The sequence below is a fragment of the Bifidobacterium jacchi genome, from assembly GCF_009078285.1.
GTDB classification, from domain to species: domain Bacteria; phylum Actinomycetota; class Actinomycetes; order Actinomycetales; family Bifidobacteriaceae; genus Bifidobacterium; species Bifidobacterium jacchi.
The window spans coordinates 14,362-30,918 of sequence record NZ_RQSP01000017.1 but is presented as its reverse complement, the minus strand read 5'-3'; the positions used below and the strand labels follow the sequence as shown (position 1 = coordinate 30,918).

Sequence of the window (16,557 nt, the reverse complement as noted above, 5' to 3'; positions counted from 1 at the left end):
TATTGCCGCGTATTGCCGCGCACTGTCTTCATTTCATTGGTGTGCGAGCCGTGCTTTGACGCGCTCCATGTCCCATTATCGCGCACGCATTCATGAACAACGGTGCTTCGTCTTTGAGCGCAGTGAACAACGTTGCATCACCGAGGATCATCAAGGATCGCCGATGCCGCATGCCGCATCACTCACCGCGCGGACGCAGCCGTTCGTAGGACTCCTCCAAGGCCAGCGACACCCGTTCGATCTGTTCGCGGGTCAGCGGCGTGCGAAAAGTCATGCGCAGCGCGCAACGCGCGTCCGCCGGATCGATGCCCATCGCCAGCAGCGTGGGCGGAATCTCATGCCGGCCCACCGCGCATGCGGAGCCGGACGAACATGCGATGCCGCGCGCATCCAGATCGACCAGCAGCGCCTCGCCGACGACTCCGGGAATGACGAACGAGGCATGTCCGGGAAGCCGGTCCGCCGGATCCCCCGTCAGCACCGCCCGCGGAATCACGCGACGAACCGCATCGATCAGCATGTCGCGCGAAGCGACCAGCGCGCGCATCGCACCGGCGGCGCGCCGATTCGACTCGCGCAACGCAATGGCGAGCGCCACCGCGCCGGCCACGTTCTGCGTGCCCGATCGCAATCCACGTTCCTGCCCGCCGCCGCTGATCAGCGGCTCGATGGGTGTGCCCGCATTCACCAGCAGTGCGCCCAGCCCCTTGGGCGCGCCGAATTTGTGCCCCGATACGCTCAGCGCGTCCACGTGCCAGTCGCGCATGCGTATGGGGATGAGTCCCGCTGCCTGCACGGCGTCGACGAACAGCGGCACGCCGTGCTCGTGCGCTATCGTGGCGATGCGCTCGACCGGCTCGATCGTGCCGACCTCGTTGTTGGCGAGCATGGCGCACACCAGCGTGGTACGCCGTCCGGCCTCGCCGTCAAGCTCACGAGAGAGCGCGTCCGGATCGAGATGCGCCTGCCGGTCCACCGGTATGCGCACGATCTCGAATCCGAACCAGCGTTCCAGCCATGCGGCGGATTCGCTGACGGCCGGATGCTCGATCGCGGAGATCACGATGCGCGGGCGAGGCTTCCGGCGGCACTGAGCAGTTGCCGCTTCATCCGACTGCGGCCGCCGCAACCCAGACTGCTGCACTCCAGACTGCTGCATTCCAAATTGCTGCAATCCAAGCTGCTGCAATCGCGCCAACGCGATGCCCTTGACCGCGAGATTGTCGGATTCAGTGCCGCCTGACGTGAGGATCACGTCGTCGGGGCTGCCGCCAAGATCGGCTGCGAGGGAGGCGCGCGCGGCGGCGAGCGCCCGCGCCGCGGTTTTGCCCGGCTGGTGGACGCTGGCGGGATTCGCGTAGGCGTCGGTGAGGAACGGCAGCATCGCTTCGATGACGCTGCGGCTCACCGGTTCGGTGGCTGCGGCATCGAGATAGAGTTCATCCGAATCCGCCGGCTTCTTGCCGTCTGCCCTGCCTGTCGGCTCATTGCTCAGTAGATTGCTCGGCGCATTGCTCAGTAGATTGCTCGGCGCATTGCCGATGTCGCGCGCAGGCATATTGCCAGCCTCGCTGCCGACCTCGCTCGTGTCTGCGTTGATGCCCGTGCTCATGACCGCGCCTCCACCCAGTCGAGTCCCAGATCGATGGCTCGCGCGGAATGCGTGAGTGCGCCTACGGAGATCACATCCACACCGGTTGCGGCCACGGCGGGCACACGCTCCAATGTCATGTTGCCGCTGGCTTCGACGATGGCGCGTCCGTCGATGAGTTCGACGCCCCGGCGTGTGTCGTCGAGCGTGAAGTTGTCGAGCATGATCGTGTCCGCTCCCCCGGCGAGTACGGCGGGGATCTGATCGAGCCGGTCCACCTCGACCTCGATGTGCACGGTGTGGCCGACCTGTTCGCGCACATGGCGAATGGCCTGTGCGAGGCCTAGACCCCGCGCGGCGAGCGCTGCAAGATGGTTGTCCTTGAGCATCACCGCGTCCGACAGTGACTGGCGGTGGTTATGGCCGCCGCCGCAGACGACCGCGTGTTTTTCGAATGCGCGCAGTCCCGGCGTGGTCTTGCGCGTGTCGGCGATTCGCGTATGCGCGTAGCGGCCAGGCCGGCGAGGTCGACAAGCCGCAGCCGCCTGCCGATCGAGGCCGTCGGCCTGTTGCGGCGCATAGATCGCCTCGACAGCGTCCACGAACGCCGCGGTCATCGTGGCGATGCCGCACATGCGTTGCGTGAAGTTCAGCGCCACGCGCTCGGCGGTGAGCATGCCGCGCACCGGTCCGCGCACGACGGCGAGCGTGTCGCCAGCCTTGAATCGCGTACCGTCCGCGATCGCCGCATCCACCATGATCGACGGGTCCGTGGCGGCGAATGCGGCCCGGAACACGTCCATGCCGCTCATCACGCCGTCCTCGCGCGCGACGAGGGCCGCCGCGCCGCGCTCGTCGGCGGGAATCGCGCTTTCACAGGTCACGTCGCCCCAGGGGGCGTCCTCGGCGAGGGCCGCTTCGACGGCGGTGTCGATGATGCGTTGCGTCAGCATGCGCGGATCTCCTTCTGCGGGTGTTTTCAGGTGTTTCTGTTGTTTTCTGGTGTTGCTGGTGTTTCAGTAGATGATTTGGCGGATAATGGTTCGGCCGACCAGCCGTTATCGTGAGCGTTATCGTGCGACATAGGCGACGGAATGAGCCCATTCGTCGCGCGGGCGCGGATGGTCGGTGCGCGCGTGGGCGCCTCGCGATTCGGTGCGGGCGAGCGCAGCCGTGGCGGCGACATAGCCGACGGTGAGCATGTTGCGATTCTCGAGCGCGGTGACATCGCCTGTGGCTTCCATCGTCGCGGCATGCGCGTTGGCCGAGGCCAGACCTTCGGCGAGCGCCTCGGCGGCATGGCTCAGGCCGTCCGCATCGCGCAACACGCCCACGCCGTGCCACATCGTGTTCTGGATGCGCGCCCTGTCCCATGGCTTGTCGGCTGTTAAGCGAGCGCCGGTCGCATGATCGGCAACGGCAGTGTCAACCACAGCGGCATCAACCACAGCGGCACCGTCCACAGCAGCGTCGCCGTCAGAGGAACCGCCATTCGTCGGCGTGGCGAGCACCACCGGCGGGTTCGTGTATGCCGTGCCGGTCACGGAATTGAGCAGCGGCTCGGGATGCCAGATCATGTCATCCGCGTCGCCGGCCGCGGCGATGCCGGCCCTGCGCCCGTAGACGAGCCCTTCGAGCAGCGAGTTCGATGCGAGTCGGTTGGAACCCATCACGCCGGTGCGCGCGCATTCGCCGGCCGCATACAGGCCGGGAAGCGACGTCCGCCCGTCAAGATCGGTGCGAATGCCGCCCATGAGGTAGTGCGCGGCCGGGGCGACGGGTATCGGCTCGCGGCTCCAATCGAACCCGAGGGAGCGGGTGTATGCGTCGATGGTCGGGAACCGTGTGGCGAGGAACGCCGCAAGATCGGGATGCTCGCGACGCATCGGTGAGGTGTCGAGCATGACCGGTCGGCCTCCCTGGGCCTGCATGACGCGGAAGTTCTCGCGTGCCACCACGTCGCGCGGAGCGAGTTCGGCGCGCTCGTCAACGTCCGTCATGTAGCGTCGCCCATGCTCGTCGAGCAGCACCGCCCCCTCGCCGCGCACCGCTTCGGAGACGAGGAAATGCTCGCCGACCGCCATCGCGGTGGGATGGAACTGGGTGAATTCCAGATCGGCGACCTGCGCGCCGACCCGCCATGCGGCGGCGAGCCCGTCCGCCGTGGCGACGGCCGGATTGGTGGTGTACGGGTACATGCGTCCGGCCCCGCCGGTGGCGAGGATGACACGGTCCGCCGTCAGTTCGCGGCGAACGGCCCGAGGGGAACCGGCCTGACCGGAATCGGTCTGTCCGGGATCGTTTGCGATCAGCAACCGCACGCCGCACACTCGCCCGTCGCGCACGATCAGATCGGTCAGAAACGCGTGTTCGATCACATGGATGCGCGGGTTGGAGCGCACCATCGCGGACACGTCGAGTTCCAGCACACGACCGGTGGCGTCGCCGCCCGCGTGGACGACGCGCGCGCGGCAGTGGGCCGCCTCCAATCCGCGCAGCATATGGCCTTGCGCATCACGGTCGAAATGCACGCCGAGCGCGGCGAATTCGCGCACGCGCTCCGCTCCCTCCCGCGTGAGAATGTCCACGGCCTTCGGATCGCACAGTCCGTGTCCTGCGGCCATCGTGTCGGCGGCGTGCAGCTTCGGGTCGTCGTCACTGAAGATCGCCGCGGCGATGCCTCCCTGCGCATGGTAGGTGTTCGATTCGACCAGATCGGCCTTGGTGACGAGCGTCACGTCGCTGCCGGTCGCGGCGACGGCGAGCGCGGCGGACAGTCCGGCCGCGCCCGCGCCGATGATGACGATGGTGGGTTTCCTCATGATTCGCTTCCGTATGTGTGGCTTTTCGTATATGCGGCTTTTCGTATGGCTTATGTATGGCTGGCGTATGGCTTATGTATTGCTGGTGCGGCGTCTCCTCAGTGGGTTTCCTCGGATTCGGGATGCTGCGATGCGCCGCGGCCCGCAGCGCAGCGCATCACATCGCATCGCAGCGCATCGGCAGAGGGTGCCTCGCATGCATCGATCAGGGATGCACGCGCAGCATGCGCTCCAGAGCGACCTTGGCGTCGCGCGCGGTGTCGTCGTCGACGGTGATGCGGTTGACGACGTTGCCCTGCTCGAGATTCTCCAACACCCACGCCAGGTATGCGGGGTGGATGCGATACATGGTCGAACAGGGGCAGACCACCGGGTCGAGACAGAACACGGTCTTGTCGGGATGCTGCGCGGCGAGCCGGTTGACGAGGTTGATCTCGGTGCCCACGGCGATGACCGCCCCTGCGGGGGCCTGCTCGATCTGACGAACGATGTAGGCGGTGGACCCGACGCCGTCCGCCGCGTCGACGACCTGCATCGAGCATTCGGGATGCACGATCACCTTGACGCCCGGATAGGCGCGGCGCGCGCGTTCGACCTGATCGACGGTGAACCGCTGGTGCACGGAGCAGAATCCCTTCCACAGGATCATCGTCGCCTTGGCGTAGTCGTCCGGGTCGGAGGCGCCGCCGCATGGGCGGAACGGATCCCACAACGGCATCTGCGCGAGCGACACGCCCATGGCACGCGCGGTGTTGCGCCCCAGATGCTGGTCGGGGAAGAACAGCACGCGGCGGCCTCGCGCGAACGCCCATTCGAGCACGGCGCGCGCGTTCGACGACGTGCACACGATGCCGCCATGCCGTCCGCAGAACGCCTTGAGGGCCGCCGAGGAGTTCATGTAGGTGACGGGGACGACCGGCGCGAGCCCCTCGGAATCCGGCTTGTCGCCGCAGATGCGGGACAGTGCGTCCCAGCATGCCTCGACCTGCTCGATGTCGGCCATGTCGGCCATCGAGCAGCCTGCGGAGAGGTTCGGCAGCGTCACGCTCTGCTCGGGCGTGGAGAGGATGTCGGCGGTCTCGGCCATGAAATGCACGCCGCAGAAGACGATGTGCTCGGCGTCCGGCCGCTCGGTCGCGTTCTTGGCGAGCTGGAACGAGTCGCCGACGAAATCGGCGTGCCGGATGATCTCGTCGCGCTGGTAGAAATGGCCGAGAATCAGCAGTCTGTCGCCAAGCCGCCGTTTGGCATCCGTGATGCGCTTCTGGAGTTCGTCATCGGACGCGTTGCGGTATTCCTCGGGCAGCATCTGCTGACGCGGGGCGTCGGACGGCAGTCGGTCGAGCATGGACGCGCCCGGTCCGTAGCTGGGGCGCACGGCGTCGAAATGCCACGGATCCTGGGTGAGGCCGGCGTCGCAGGTGCTCTGTGCGCCAAGCCGGGCGATGATCTCGTCGACGGACGGCGCGGATAGTGTTGCGGTCATCATTGTTCCTTCCTTGTTGTCACGATGTCGTCTCGATCGGTCACTTATGATCGGTCACTTTGCGATCGGCGGCTTTTCAATCAGTCACTGCGCGATCGCCGAGGGCAGCAGCGCGGACAGTGCATCATCCGACCACTCCTCCCGCGGCGATTGCGCATGCGCATTCGCCTGTGGCGCGTCGGCCGCAGCGATCGGCTGCGCTGCGGCCCGCGCGTATCGGTACAGCGACGCCGGCCGGTGCCTACCTTGCGCGATCTTGCGACCGGTGTCCTCAAGTTCGCCGGAAGCGAGTATGCGACGGCGGAAATTCGCCAGATCGATCGCGCGACCGGTGACGGCCTCGTAGACCCCGTGCAGCTGGGCGAGGGTGAATTCGTCGCCGACGAGTCTGGCGGCTATCTGCGGGTATTCGATCTTGTATCGCAGACGGTCCAGCGCATAGTCGATGATGCGCCGATGATCGAATGCAAGTCGCGGCAGCGCGTTTTCCGGAAACCACGCGACGTTGTCTCCTTCGGCGAGATCGCGCGATTCGGCACGTCCCACAAGAGCCCAGTAGACGATCGACACCATCGGAAGACCGCCCTGCGAGCGGCCGGGATCGCCAAACGTGTAGAGCTGTTCGAGATAGTTCGGATGCAGATCGGTGGTGGATTCGAGTGCGGCATACGCCGAATCCTCCAATGACCGGTCCGCGCGCAGATCGCCGCCCGGCAGCGCCCAGTCGCCGAGGAACGGCTGGCGGACACGACGCACGAGAGGAATCCACAGCTGCGCGCGAGCGCCGTCCGTGTCACGACCGGGACCATTCGCGGCGAGCGTTTCGCTCGCGGCATGCGAGATATGCGTGATAGGCGTCTCGCTCGCAGCACCAGCGTCAGCGCCGTCCGCGACGATGCCGTCACCAGCCGGACCGAGCGCGAGAATGACGACCGACACCCCCACCTGTGGCGGCTGGCTGCGCCGCTCGGATACGTTGCCGATGCCCATGCTTCCGCTCCCCTCGCTCTCTTGTCGATTCCTTGTACCGCTCGCTTGTGCCGGCTACGCGGCCGTTCGCCGCATCAGCCACCGGATCAACCCTCAGATCAACCGGCGAACCGACCGGCGAACCGACCGGCGAACCGACCGGCGATCGAGCGTTCCATAATCGTCAAGCGCCGAGCATATCACTTATAGTCACTATGACTATATCACCGGCGCGTCGCAGGAAATCCAACGCAAATCCAATGCAAATCACAGGAAGCGAAGCCCAGGGAACGATCCGCGGATCGGGGCGGCACCGACCAGACCGCACGCCGCCGACATCACCCACAAGCCGGGAAGACACGCCTGCACTTCACCAACACCGCATCGGCTCGCACCCCTTGCGATGCGAGCATGACGCCAGCATGACATCAGCATGACGCGAGCATCATATGCAACGACAGCCCCGCCGTCCAACGACACCGATCCGACGCCGTGTCATCCATAACCGGCATCGTAACCAGTTGACGGCGGGGAGTGCGTAATGCGATCGTCTATTTCAGGTATTCGTCGCTGTCGAAGTAGCCGGCGATGTCGTTGCTCTCGACAATGAGCTTCGGCGCGATGGCGAGCGTGTGGTGCGCATCCTCCGTACCGCAGTACACCATGTCATGCTCCAGAAGCCTATCGTCGAAAAACATGCGCACACCGTTGAGGAACAGTGGGCCGACCGTGCCGACGTCGTAGCCAGTGCGTTCCTTGACCAGCTCCGGCGATGCCAGATGGATCTGATGCAATCCCAAGGCGCGGCCGAGCTGACGCCACTTCAGGTGCCCAGTGGCGGAAGCGACGACGGCGAACACGCCCTCCTTGGCCTCGACGATGTAGGTGGCCGCAGCCTTGGCGATATCGAACACCTTCGCACCGGACTCAAGATCCACGATCGCGATCTCATGCTCCATGATTCGGGCCTGGTCGGGATGTATCTGCGCGAACTGCTCGATCTGTTCATAACTGGCCATCTCGCACCTCCGGTCAATGCGGCTCTTTGCGGTCTGCATCGCTCCTCGTATTTGCAGGCAAATGAAGAATATCATTGGGTATTGCGTCCGACTGCATTCAGAGCCGATCCCACAGCATGAAAGAAGCCCGGAATCGTTGAGATTCCGGGCTTATCTGTCGGACCAGCGGATTTGAACCCGCGACCCCTTGTTCGGTTTTTGGGATGTTTCGTTAATTATTGTGAGCTTCGTTAGTCTCGTTTTCGTTGATATGACGCGGTTTCTGGGCTATTGGCGATGTTCGTTGATTGCCGCTGATTTCGCTGTTCTCCGCGGTCATTGTGTCCCGGTTGTGTCCACTCCAGCGAGGGTGTTCCCCAGTCAAACGAAGCTGAGATGACTGAGGAATAGCGAATTGAATCCGCAAATATTCCAAATGTGGTTATCGGTCAGTCTGACGAATCGGTTATTGATATTGCGATGTCCATCCTCGTGATCTGCAATAGTGGCAGCATTCCTACAGTTTCTTGAAACTCTCATATTGCTCGAGAAAGTCATCATCCAAATACCCGTCATCTGCGTACCAGCGGGCGAACTTGCCGAATAAATCCAAGGATTCCTCGTCTAGTTTGATGTGTTCGCGCAGCAACGCCTCGAATCCCAGACTGATGCCGACATCCCATTCCCCGGCATTGATGCATTCCACAGTCTCAGCAATGTCGTCGTCCATTCCTTCCCTGCGCAGAATCGTCATCAGCATTTGCTCGATCTTATCGTCTATGCCTTCGAGCTCTTTGTCTGGAGGCCTCCACCCGCGCTCCGTCTCCTCGAAGCCGGGCTCGTAGAAGGGCGTCCACAGCACTTTCGCATCATCGGGCCGATAGCGCTCGTATTCCTTGGATCCGGGAATCAGCAGATGAGCTGAACCATCGGCCTTATCGACGGCAATTTCGGATAGTTCGCTTTTGTCAGGGCCCAAGTACACGCAAAAGAACACGTACGCCATATCGTTTTCGGAAGCGCCGCATATATCTCGTTCCGGATAGGCGGCCTTTGCCAGTTGTTCAGCCTTAGAGACGTCCAAGGTAGCTCCTTAATCCTGCTTTAATTATCGGACTGAACGAATTGTCGGTCAGTATCGATCCAATTGATAATCCACCCGATAATAGTCGCTGGCTTGGTTCTTTCTCCATCGACTGCCAACTCCTTGTAACGAGAACCGAGATCCCCCAGTGAGGGCAATCCCGTCTCGCGCATACGAATCACCACCCAGCCCGCATCAAGCAGGTCGAGGCTCTTTCTCGTATCGGTGTCGGTTTTGCCTGAATGCCAGTACGCCCCGTCGTATTCGATGGCGACGTTGATGCCGTTGATGCGACAGATGATGTCAGGCCGCCATGTTGTTCCCCTTGTGAACGCATCGTCTTTGAGTGCCACTCCCGAACGTGCGTCCTCAAACGACTGTCGGATTTCAGCGTAATACTCCAGCTCGATAGCGGATTTGCCCTTCTCCCTGCATTCTGGGCATGGAGAATGACCTGCCCATCTTGCCGCCGTACTGGCGCGCCATTGATGGGCGTGATTGACCGAGCATACCCATAGCGGCGTGAATGGCGTTCTGCCGGTAGGGGTCACTTCCCAAGCGGTTAGCGGATTCTCCGCAGACCATTCCTCGGCAAGGTCGGGAGCGAAGTATGCCAAGGATCCTACCAGAGTCTTACATCGAGGGCATAGCCACATCGGATGGAGAAAACGATCCCTGACCCTTTGTCTCCATTCATAACCGCACTGTGAGCAACGCCACCAAACCTGACGACGGGAGTCATCAGCCACGTTCTGCGGAGTCCACTCGCCATTGTGCTCGGAATCCCATTGAGCCGATAATTCTGGACTGGCGAAGCTCAGCGCACGTTTGCCCAAGCCTTTCTTCTTGGCTTCAGCCGCCCTGCATGCAGGACATCCCCTGTCCAAATAGGTGGCGGGCCGAATGGTCATCCGATGCCCCTCGGGGCACTTGAGCCGATAAGCACCGGTGCCGTTGCGCCAATCATCTAGGCAGATGTCATGGGGATCGTATTCGTCATCATCCCATGCGGTGGCAAGCTCCGGCACCTCGGATATATGGGTGGATTTCTCCCATGTTTGCCTTGCCTTGAATTGAGCGTCGAAGTTTGCCCGCGCTTTGCGGGAACATTCAGGACAGTACGGCATTTGCAGAGGAGCCGCTTGGAAACGGCATCCGCATTCAGGACAATGCCACCGGTATTGTTTCGTTGCGGATCTACGCGACGCCGTATTCCAGTCGTTCTCAGTATTGCGGTCGAAATCCCACCAGCCATGCAACCCCGAGTCCGGATCACAGACGCGAGGAGTCGCCTTCTTGCGTGGTTTGACCGATGCGGATCCGGCCTTGCTCATGCACGAGCATCCGAAACCGACATCAGCCGAATCGGTTATGGTTCTGCGGCCGCATCGTTTGCATTCAACGACCATCCCAAAGGCGCGATCCCCATCTTGCAAGATTTCGAGAAGTTTCAGGCCGTGTTCTTCACACGCTTTCCTATTGCGCTCGTAATCGCCACGCACCTTGCCACCGGGCCAGAACGGGTTTCGCCCGTTCTCCTTGAGGTAACAAGCGTCGCACGCACCACGGTCACCGGGGTACGCTCCACGTCCCCATACCGTCTTAGGAATGTAATCTGCCTCAATGCCACACGTCTTGCATCGACAACGAACCGGCGTGGTCTTGTTCTGGAACTCGCCCACAAGTTCCATACCCTGTTCTTGGAATTGCCTACGAACGCATTCCATGCAAATCCGGGCCTTCGGCCTGAACACCGGGTTAAGACCACAGGTTTGGCACAACCGCTCCATCGCTATCTCCGATCTACGATTCTCACCACATTACCAATAACATATAGAACGATGAAGTGCTCGCCCCGATCGCAGTGGACACGCCCGCACCGCTGCTGCTGCGCGAGCAGACGAGGGAACTGTACTGTCAGGCGGAGCAGCTGGTGCAGCTGGCGGCGCTGCAATGCGGAGGATGCCCGCCTCGATCATTCGCACGTGGATCCACCAGAAACGTCTCACACCCGACCAGAACGGCCATGTCACCCTGCGCGACATCGTGCCATTGCTGCGCCGAAGAGCCGACTAAAACGGCAAGACGGCCCCGCTCTCCAAGATGGGAGAGCGGGGCCGTACCATGTTGGGTATGGAGGAAGCGAAGCAGCGTCAGCGTGGCAAGCTGTTCACATGGTGTCTGGTCGCCAACGTCGTGGACGAGCACGAGGTCGGCCAAGATCACCATATCGAGCATGGGACGAAGATCTTCAGCCCCGGCACGAAGGTGTACGTATCGTCGTGGTGGGACAACAGCGCGAAGGATGATGGAGGTGTGCTGTACGTCATCGGCAAGGCCCGCAGGCAGTGGCGTCTCGTCGCGGCGTATATCGCGCGCGACCGTTTGACGAACTTCCGTGCCAAGCAGGTGTTCGATCCGAAGGCGCTGCGCCGCATGGCGCAGGACGAGGGGCAGAATCGTGTGCGGCCGGGGCAGTTCGTCCGCTGGTGGGGCAAGGACGAGGAAGCCCGCAGACAGGTGGAGCAGAAAGCCGCCTACTACAATCAGGACATCTATTCAGTACGGCGGCGCGAATGGGAAGAGGCCAGACGCGGTATGGAGAAGTTGTGAAAAGTCGTCTTGGGAGAGCCGGGAAAGTCGCCGGGCGACCGCCTGAAAATGGCTTAATTTGAGGCGTGTCGCAGGGGTGTCGTGTCTGGTCGTGTCCGAAAAACGTGTCTGAATCGTGTTTGAAGAGCCAAAAGAGGGGATTCAGAGATAACAACAAAGCCCGGAATCGTTGAGATTCCGGGCTTATCTGTCGGACCAGCGGGATTTGAACCCGCGACCCCTTGACCCCCAGTCAAGTGCGCTACCAAACTGCGCTATGGTCCGATGCTGCATTTTGCAACAGTGGAATACTGTACCAGACTGTTTGCAAAATGCAAATCACGCATGTTCCGCGTGTGTCGCGCGCGTCGCATACGCTGCATGCCGTCTACCGGCGCTTCTTCTTTTCGCGGATGTTCACCGAAATCTGGATCGGCGACCCCTCGAATCCGAACTCATCGCGCAGGGAGCGCTCAAGATAGCGGCGGTAGCCGTGCTCCAGGAACCCGGTGGCGAAGATCACGAAGCGCGGAGGCCTGGTGGAGGCCTGCGTGGCGAACAGGATGCGCGGCTGCTTGCCGCCTCGCAGCGGATGCGGATGCGCGGCCTGCACCTTGCCGAGGAACGCGTTGAGCTTGCCGGTGGGAATGCGCTTGTCCCACGATTCGAGCGCCTCGCGCATCGCGCGGGACAGACGGTTCGTATGCCATCCGGTCTTGGCCGAAAGGTTGACGCGCTGCGCCCAGGTGACCCGGTTGAACTCGGTGATCCACAGTCGTTCGAGCCGCTGGCGGACGAACTCGTCCATGAGATCCCACTTGTTGAACACGAGCACGATCGCCTTGCCCGCATCCACCGCGGTGCTCATCACCTTGAGATCCTGATCGGAGATCGGCTGGGAGACGTCGAAGAGCACCAGCGCAAGCTCGGATCGTTCGATCGCCGCCTGCGTGCGCAGCGACGAATAGTACTCCGCTCCGGACAGCTTGTGCTGACGGCGTTTGATGCCGGCCGTGTCGATGAACAGCCAGTCCTCGCCGTCGACGTTCACCACCTCATCGACCGGATCTCGCGTGGTGCCGGCGAGATCGTTGACGACGGACCGTTCGGAGCCGACGAGCTGGTTGAGCAGCGACGATTTGCCGACGTTCGGACGGCCGACCAGCGCGATGCGACGCAGACCGGTCGGCGTGAGCAGACCGGAGGTCTTCTCCGTCTTGCGCAGCGATTCGAGCGCCACATCGAGCAGATCGCCCACTCCACGGCCGTGCATGGCCGAGATCGAATGCGGCTCCCCCAGACCCAGCTTCCAGAATTCGGCCGCAAGGTATTCGCTGGCACCGTCATCGATCTTGTTGACGGCCAACGTGACCGGCTTGCCGGAGGCACGCAGCATCTTGACGATGCGCTCATCGGTCGCGGTCAGCCCCACCAATCCGTCCACGACGAGGACCACCGCGTCGGCGAGCTGCACGGCGATCTCCGCCTGCGAGGCGATCGCCGATTCGATGCCCTCGACATCGGCTTCCCAGCCGCCGGTGTCGACCAGCTTGAAATCGGTTCCGGCCCATTCGGCATCGTAGCTGACCCGGTCGCGCGTCACGCCCGGCGTGTCCTCCACGACTGCGGCACGACGGCCGAGAATGCGGTTGACGAGCGTCGACTTGCCGACATTCGGCCGGCCGACCACGGCGAGCACGCCGACCTGACGTGCCGAGACCGCATCATCAGCCGCATCGAATCCCCGACCAGAGACCAGCAGTTCATCGTCCTCGTTGAGGTCGTAGCCTTCGAGATTCGCAGCATACTCCTCGTATTCCTGCTCCTCGATCGCATCATCGACGAGCTTGATCAGCGCGTCGAGTGTCTGGTCGAAATCCATGTCGGAATTGTCAAGCGTGACGACCCCGTCGGCCGCGGTCATGAAGCTCGTGACCTTGGCATCGGCCTTGTCGCGGGCGGCGACGTCGTCCGCGCCGACGGCGGACGCGACGCTCTGACCGGACCGGCGCGCCTGACGGACCTCCTCGCGGGCGGTCATCAATACGCGCACCTCGGCATCCGGCGCGACGACCGTCGTGATGTCACGGCCTTCGGCGACGACGCCGCGACCGCCCGAGAACGAATCGGCGGCGGCCTCGCGCGCCATGACGGCACGCTGGGCGGCGATGAGCACATGCCTCACCGGAATCACGCCGGATACCTTGGAGACGTGCGATGAGACTTCGGCGGAGCGGATCTCGTCGCTGATGTCGCGCCCGTCGATCAGCACGCGGGAGTCATCAGGATCCACCGTGATGTCGAAATGGTCGCCGGTGAACAGCTCGCCGACCATTTCGGTCACCTCGCGCTCATCGACCTGCTCGGCGTCAAGATCGATGCCGTTGGCAAGACACCACCAGGCGCAGGCGCGGTACATCGCACCCGTGTCGAGATAGGCGAAGGAGAAGTGACGGGCCAGCGCCTTCGACGTCGAGGACTTGCCGACGCCGGCCGGCCCGTCGATGGCGACGCGGATCACAGTCCGACCTCCTTGGACAGCGATCGCAGCTCGGTCTGCGAGAGCACGCGATACGAGCCGGACTTGAGCTCGCCGAGCTTGATCGGGCCGATCTGCGTACGCACCAGGCGCCGCACGGGATATCCGACCGCGTCGAAGACGCGACGCACGACGCGGTTCTTGCCGGAGTGCAGCACGACCTTGACGATCGTGGCATCAGACTTGGCGTCGATGATCGCACAGCGGTCGAAGCGGATCAGACCGTCGTCGAGCTGCACGCCCTGGGTGACGAGACGTCGGCACACGTTGCCGCCGATGCGCCCGTCAAGCGTGGCGATATAGGTCTTTTCGACCTCGTACTTGGGGTGCATGACGTGCTGGCTGAGCTCGCCGTCGTTCGTCATGAGGATGAGTCCCTCGGAATCATAGTCGAGACGACCCATGTGGAAGATGTGCTCATACTTGTCGCCGACGATGTCGCGCAGCGTGTAGCGTCCCTTGGGATCGTCCATGGCGCTGAGCACCTTGCGAGGCTTGTTGAGCGCCAGCGTGACGTGATTGGGGTTGAGGTGGACGCGCGACCCGTCGAGCCGCACCTCCTGTCGCAGCGGATCGACGCGCGTTCCCAGCTCGGTGACGAGCTGCCCGTCGACCTCGACACGCCCTTCGACGATGAGCTGCTCGCACTTGCGTCGCGAGCCCAGTCCGGCCTGCGCCAACACCTTCTGCAGGCGGATACCTTCGTTGTCGTTCTTGTCTTGCGCCTTTGCGGCGCGGGAATATGCGTTTGGCATCGTTCTCCCAACGTGGCCAGGCATCGACGCGCTCTGCGCGTCCGATGCATGTTGATATTCAGTATGCGCCGAAAACCGGCTGAATTAGCATAGCAGAGGGCACGTACAGCGTTCCATGAGATTGTGCTGGTATCATGACGGGCGTTCGGCGCGATCGCCGATGCGCCCACGACGTCCACGAGTCGGTCCGACCGACGCACGACGCTCGTGCAACGCCAACGCTTGCGCAACGATAAGACAAAGGAACGATGTATGACTGAAGTCCTCACCCCTGACGCCACGGATGGCGTCACCGCCAACGATGCGGCGCTGACAGCCGAAACCACAGCCGCCGCCCTCCCCGTGAAACCGGCAGACGCAACCATGCGCCGCGAGCCGTCGACCGCGCTGCGCGTGCTCGCGGAGCTCGCAGGCAGCTTCCTGCTGTGCCTTGGCATCTACGCATTCTATACGGTCGGCACCGCGATCTTCGGTCTCGACATGGCGTATCTGACGCTGTCGACCGCGCTGATCTACGCGACCGTGACACTGCTGTTCTCCCCGATCTCCGGTGCGCAGCTCAATCCAGCGGTCACGCTTGCCGCGATGCTGACCGGCCGCACCAGGCCCGTGACCGGCATCCTCTCCATCATCGTCCAGGTGATCGGCGCGATCGGTGCAGCCGCGTCTCTCAAGTTCCTGCTGCCCACCTCGGACACCATCACCAACAAGGTGTGGATGACGCCGGTCACCAACGGCTTCGGCAAGGGTGCCGTGTTCAACACGACGCTGACCTCGGTGGGCATCACGTTCGGCACGACGCTCGCGATCGTCGTCGAGCTCGCGGCCGGGATCATCATCGTCGCGACGGCGATGCGCACGATCGGCCGTGACGGCCGCGCCGACGCGCTGCATGCGCCCGCGATGGGTCTGGCCTATGGCGTCGGCGCGGCGATGGCGTATCCGGTGACCGGTGCCGGTCTCAACCCGGCGCGTTCCACCGGCATCGCCCTGTTCGCCCGCAATCAGGGGCTGGCGGTCGATCCGCTGCAGCAGCTGTGGCTGTTCTGGGTGTGCTCCGCGCTGGCCGCCGCGATCGTCGCCTTTGTGATGATCGCCATGCAGATGTCTCGTGAGGCCGCGGATCGCAAGGCGAAGCGCCTCGCCCAGGAGGCGAAGCGTCATGCCAATGCCGATGCCGCCGCCGATGGCATCTCGGCTGCCGGCACGCGCGCTTCCGGTGTCGAGCCGGGAACCTCCGGCGCGATCGTGTGAGCGTCCGTCCGCGCACTATAACCATATGATTGTGGCCTTCCAACTTCGTACATGAAGTCGGAAGGCCACATTCGTTATCCGAGAAACTTCGCAAAGGGCTCGCATGCAGATTCCTGCGGTTCCTCTCAGCGCAGACCCACTCAGTGTAGCGGGTCCACTCAGCACTGCGGCTTCGCTCAGCGCAGCAGCCACATGCTGAAATAGACGGCCGGAAGCCCTATCGCGAATCCGATGCCGATCACCACGTCAAAGGCGACCGATCGCACCTTCCATGGACTGCGCGATCCGAGAAGGAGGCGCAGCAGCCCAGTCAGCAAGGACAGGGCGGAAAGCGCGCATACGGCGAGCGTCGTATGCCCGAGAAAGGCCGCGGCGATCGCGGCGATGACGATGAGTGCCACCGCCCATTCGAATGCCGGCGCGCCCTCATGCGCCTCGGAGACGTATGGATGATCGTGCATCATGCC

The 16,557-nt window shown here is 63.0% G+C and carries 13 protein-coding genes and 1 tRNA gene; 2 read left to right on the top strand and 12 right to left on the bottom strand.

The features are described 5' to 3' along the window. Positions 1 to 178: 178 nt before the first annotated feature. The 8 genes from EHS19_RS05950 to EHS19_RS05915 all read right to left on the bottom strand — a co-directional run bounded on the left by EHS19_RS05950 (position 179) and on the right by EHS19_RS05915 (position 10,641). Positions 179 to 1,612, bottom strand: a complete 1,434-nt coding sequence (locus EHS19_RS05950) for a cysteine desulfurase family protein (RefSeq protein WP_241677112.1) — start codon at positions 1,610 to 1,612, stop codon at positions 179 to 181. After that, positions 1,609 to 2,544, bottom strand: coding sequence for a nicotinate-nucleotide diphosphorylase (locus EHS19_RS05945; protein WP_151916866.1), 936 nt, complete (start codon positions 2,542 to 2,544; stop codon positions 1,609 to 1,611). The genes EHS19_RS05950 and EHS19_RS05945 overlap by 4 nt, the downstream gene beginning before the upstream one ends. Positions 2,545 to 2,661: 117 nt before the next feature. After that, on the bottom strand, positions 2,662 to 4,413 hold the full coding sequence (locus EHS19_RS05940) for an L-aspartate oxidase (protein ID WP_151916864.1): 1,752 nt from the start codon (positions 4,411 to 4,413) through the stop codon (positions 2,662 to 2,664). Positions 4,414 to 4,618: 205 nt separating this feature from the next. Beyond that, positions 4,619 to 5,899 (bottom strand): quinolinate synthase NadA, encoded by a 1,281-nt coding sequence (gene nadA / locus EHS19_RS05935; protein WP_151916883.1) that lies wholly within the window; start codon positions 5,897 to 5,899, stop codon positions 4,619 to 4,621. 84 nt (positions 5,900 to 5,983) lie between these two features. Beyond that, positions 5,984 to 6,889: an NUDIX hydrolase gene (locus EHS19_RS05930; protein ID WP_151916862.1), complete on the bottom strand. Its 906-nt coding sequence runs from the start codon at positions 6,887 to 6,889 to the stop codon at positions 5,984 to 5,986. A 530-nt stretch (positions 6,890 to 7,419) separates the two neighbouring features. Next, entirely contained in the window at positions 7,420 to 7,887 is a 468-nt protein-coding gene (locus tag EHS19_RS05925; protein WP_175578344.1) for an aminoacyl-tRNA deacylase, read from the bottom strand. Positions 7,888 to 8,383: 496 nt separating this feature from the next. Then, positions 8,384 to 8,950: a hypothetical protein gene (locus tag EHS19_RS05920; protein WP_151916859.1), complete on the bottom strand. Its 567-nt coding sequence runs from the start codon at positions 8,948 to 8,950 to the stop codon at positions 8,384 to 8,386. A gap of 20 nt (positions 8,951 to 8,970) precedes the next feature. Next, positions 8,971 to 10,641, bottom strand: coding sequence for a zinc-ribbon domain-containing protein (locus tag EHS19_RS05915; RefSeq protein WP_175578343.1), 1,671 nt, complete (start codon positions 10,639 to 10,641; stop codon positions 8,971 to 8,973). 442 nt (positions 10,642 to 11,083) lie between these two features. Here EHS19_RS05915 and EHS19_RS05910 point away from each other — a divergent pair, with 442 nt between their 5' ends. Then, positions 11,084 to 11,563 carry a hypothetical protein gene (locus EHS19_RS05910; protein WP_151916857.1) on the top strand — a complete coding sequence of 160 codons (480 nt, stop codon included), beginning with the start codon at positions 11,084 to 11,086 and terminating at the stop codon, positions 11,561 to 11,563. 190 nt (positions 11,564 to 11,753) lie between these two features. On the opposite strand, the gene EHS19_RS05905 is transcribed toward EHS19_RS05910, so the two are convergent. The 3 genes from EHS19_RS05905 to EHS19_RS05895 all read right to left on the bottom strand — a co-directional run bounded on the left by EHS19_RS05905 (position 11,754) and on the right by EHS19_RS05895 (position 14,836). Further along, positions 11,754 to 11,827, bottom strand: a tRNA-Pro gene (locus EHS19_RS05905). Between the two features lie 103 nt (positions 11,828 to 11,930). Continuing rightward, positions 11,931 to 14,063, bottom strand: coding sequence for a bifunctional cytidylate kinase/GTPase Der (gene der / locus EHS19_RS05900; protein WP_151916855.1), 2,133 nt, complete (start codon positions 14,061 to 14,063; stop codon positions 11,931 to 11,933). Further along, positions 14,060 to 14,836: a pseudouridine synthase gene (locus tag EHS19_RS05895; RefSeq protein ID WP_151916854.1), complete on the bottom strand. Its 777-nt coding sequence runs from the start codon at positions 14,834 to 14,836 to the stop codon at positions 14,060 to 14,062. The genes der and EHS19_RS05895 overlap by 4 nt, the downstream gene beginning before the upstream one ends. Positions 14,837 to 15,088: 252 nt before the next feature. On the opposite strand from EHS19_RS05895, the gene EHS19_RS05890 reads away from it, so the two are divergent. Next, a complete protein-coding gene (locus EHS19_RS05890) occupies positions 15,089 to 16,090 on the top strand; it encodes an MIP/aquaporin family protein (RefSeq protein ID WP_241677111.1) in 1,002 nt (333 codons plus the stop codon). Between the two features lie 176 nt (positions 16,091 to 16,266). Here the strand turns inward: EHS19_RS05890 and EHS19_RS05885 are convergent, their stop codons facing one another. Continuing rightward, positions 16,267 to 16,554: a DUF3017 domain-containing protein gene (locus EHS19_RS05885; protein ID WP_175578342.1), complete on the bottom strand. Its 288-nt coding sequence runs from the start codon at positions 16,552 to 16,554 to the stop codon at positions 16,267 to 16,269. Positions 16,555 to 16,557 lie beyond the last annotated feature (3 nt).

Coding starts and splice junctions, on each gene's coding strand:
- EHS19_RS05930 (WP_151916862.1), bottom strand. CDS start 6,889: ATGGGCATCGGCAACGTATCCGAGCGGCGCAGCCAGCCGCCACAGGTG.
- nadA (WP_151916883.1), bottom strand. CDS start 5,899: ATGACCGCAACACTATCCGCGCCGTCCGTCGACGAGATCATCGCCCGG.
- EHS19_RS05910 (WP_151916857.1), top strand. CDS start 11,084: ATGGAGGAAGCGAAGCAGCGTCAGCGTGGCAAGCTGTTCACATGGTGT.
- EHS19_RS05925 (WP_175578344.1), bottom strand. CDS start 7,887: ATGGCCAGTTATGAACAGATCGAGCAGTTCGCGCAGATACATCCCGAC.
- EHS19_RS05885 (WP_175578342.1), bottom strand. CDS start 16,554: ATGATGCACGATCATCCATACGTCTCCGAGGCGCATGAGGGCGCGCCG.
- EHS19_RS05945 (WP_151916866.1), bottom strand. CDS start 2,544: ATGCTGACGCAACGCATCATCGACACCGCCGTCGAAGCGGCCCTCGCC.
- EHS19_RS05940 (WP_151916864.1), bottom strand. CDS start 4,413: ATGAGGAAACCCACCATCGTCATCATCGGCGCGGGCGCGGCCGGACTG.
- EHS19_RS05950 (WP_241677112.1), bottom strand. CDS start 1,612: ATGAGCACGGGCATCAACGCAGACACGAGCGAGGTCGGCAGCGAGGCT.
- EHS19_RS05915 (WP_175578343.1), bottom strand. CDS start 10,641: ATGGAACTTGTGGGCGAGTTCCAGAACAAGACCACGCCGGTTCGTTGT.
- EHS19_RS05890 (WP_241677111.1), top strand. CDS start 15,089: ATGACTGAAGTCCTCACCCCTGACGCCACGGATGGCGTCACCGCCAAC.
- EHS19_RS05895 (WP_151916854.1), bottom strand. CDS start 14,836: ATGCCAAACGCATATTCCCGCGCCGCAAAGGCGCAAGACAAGAACGAC.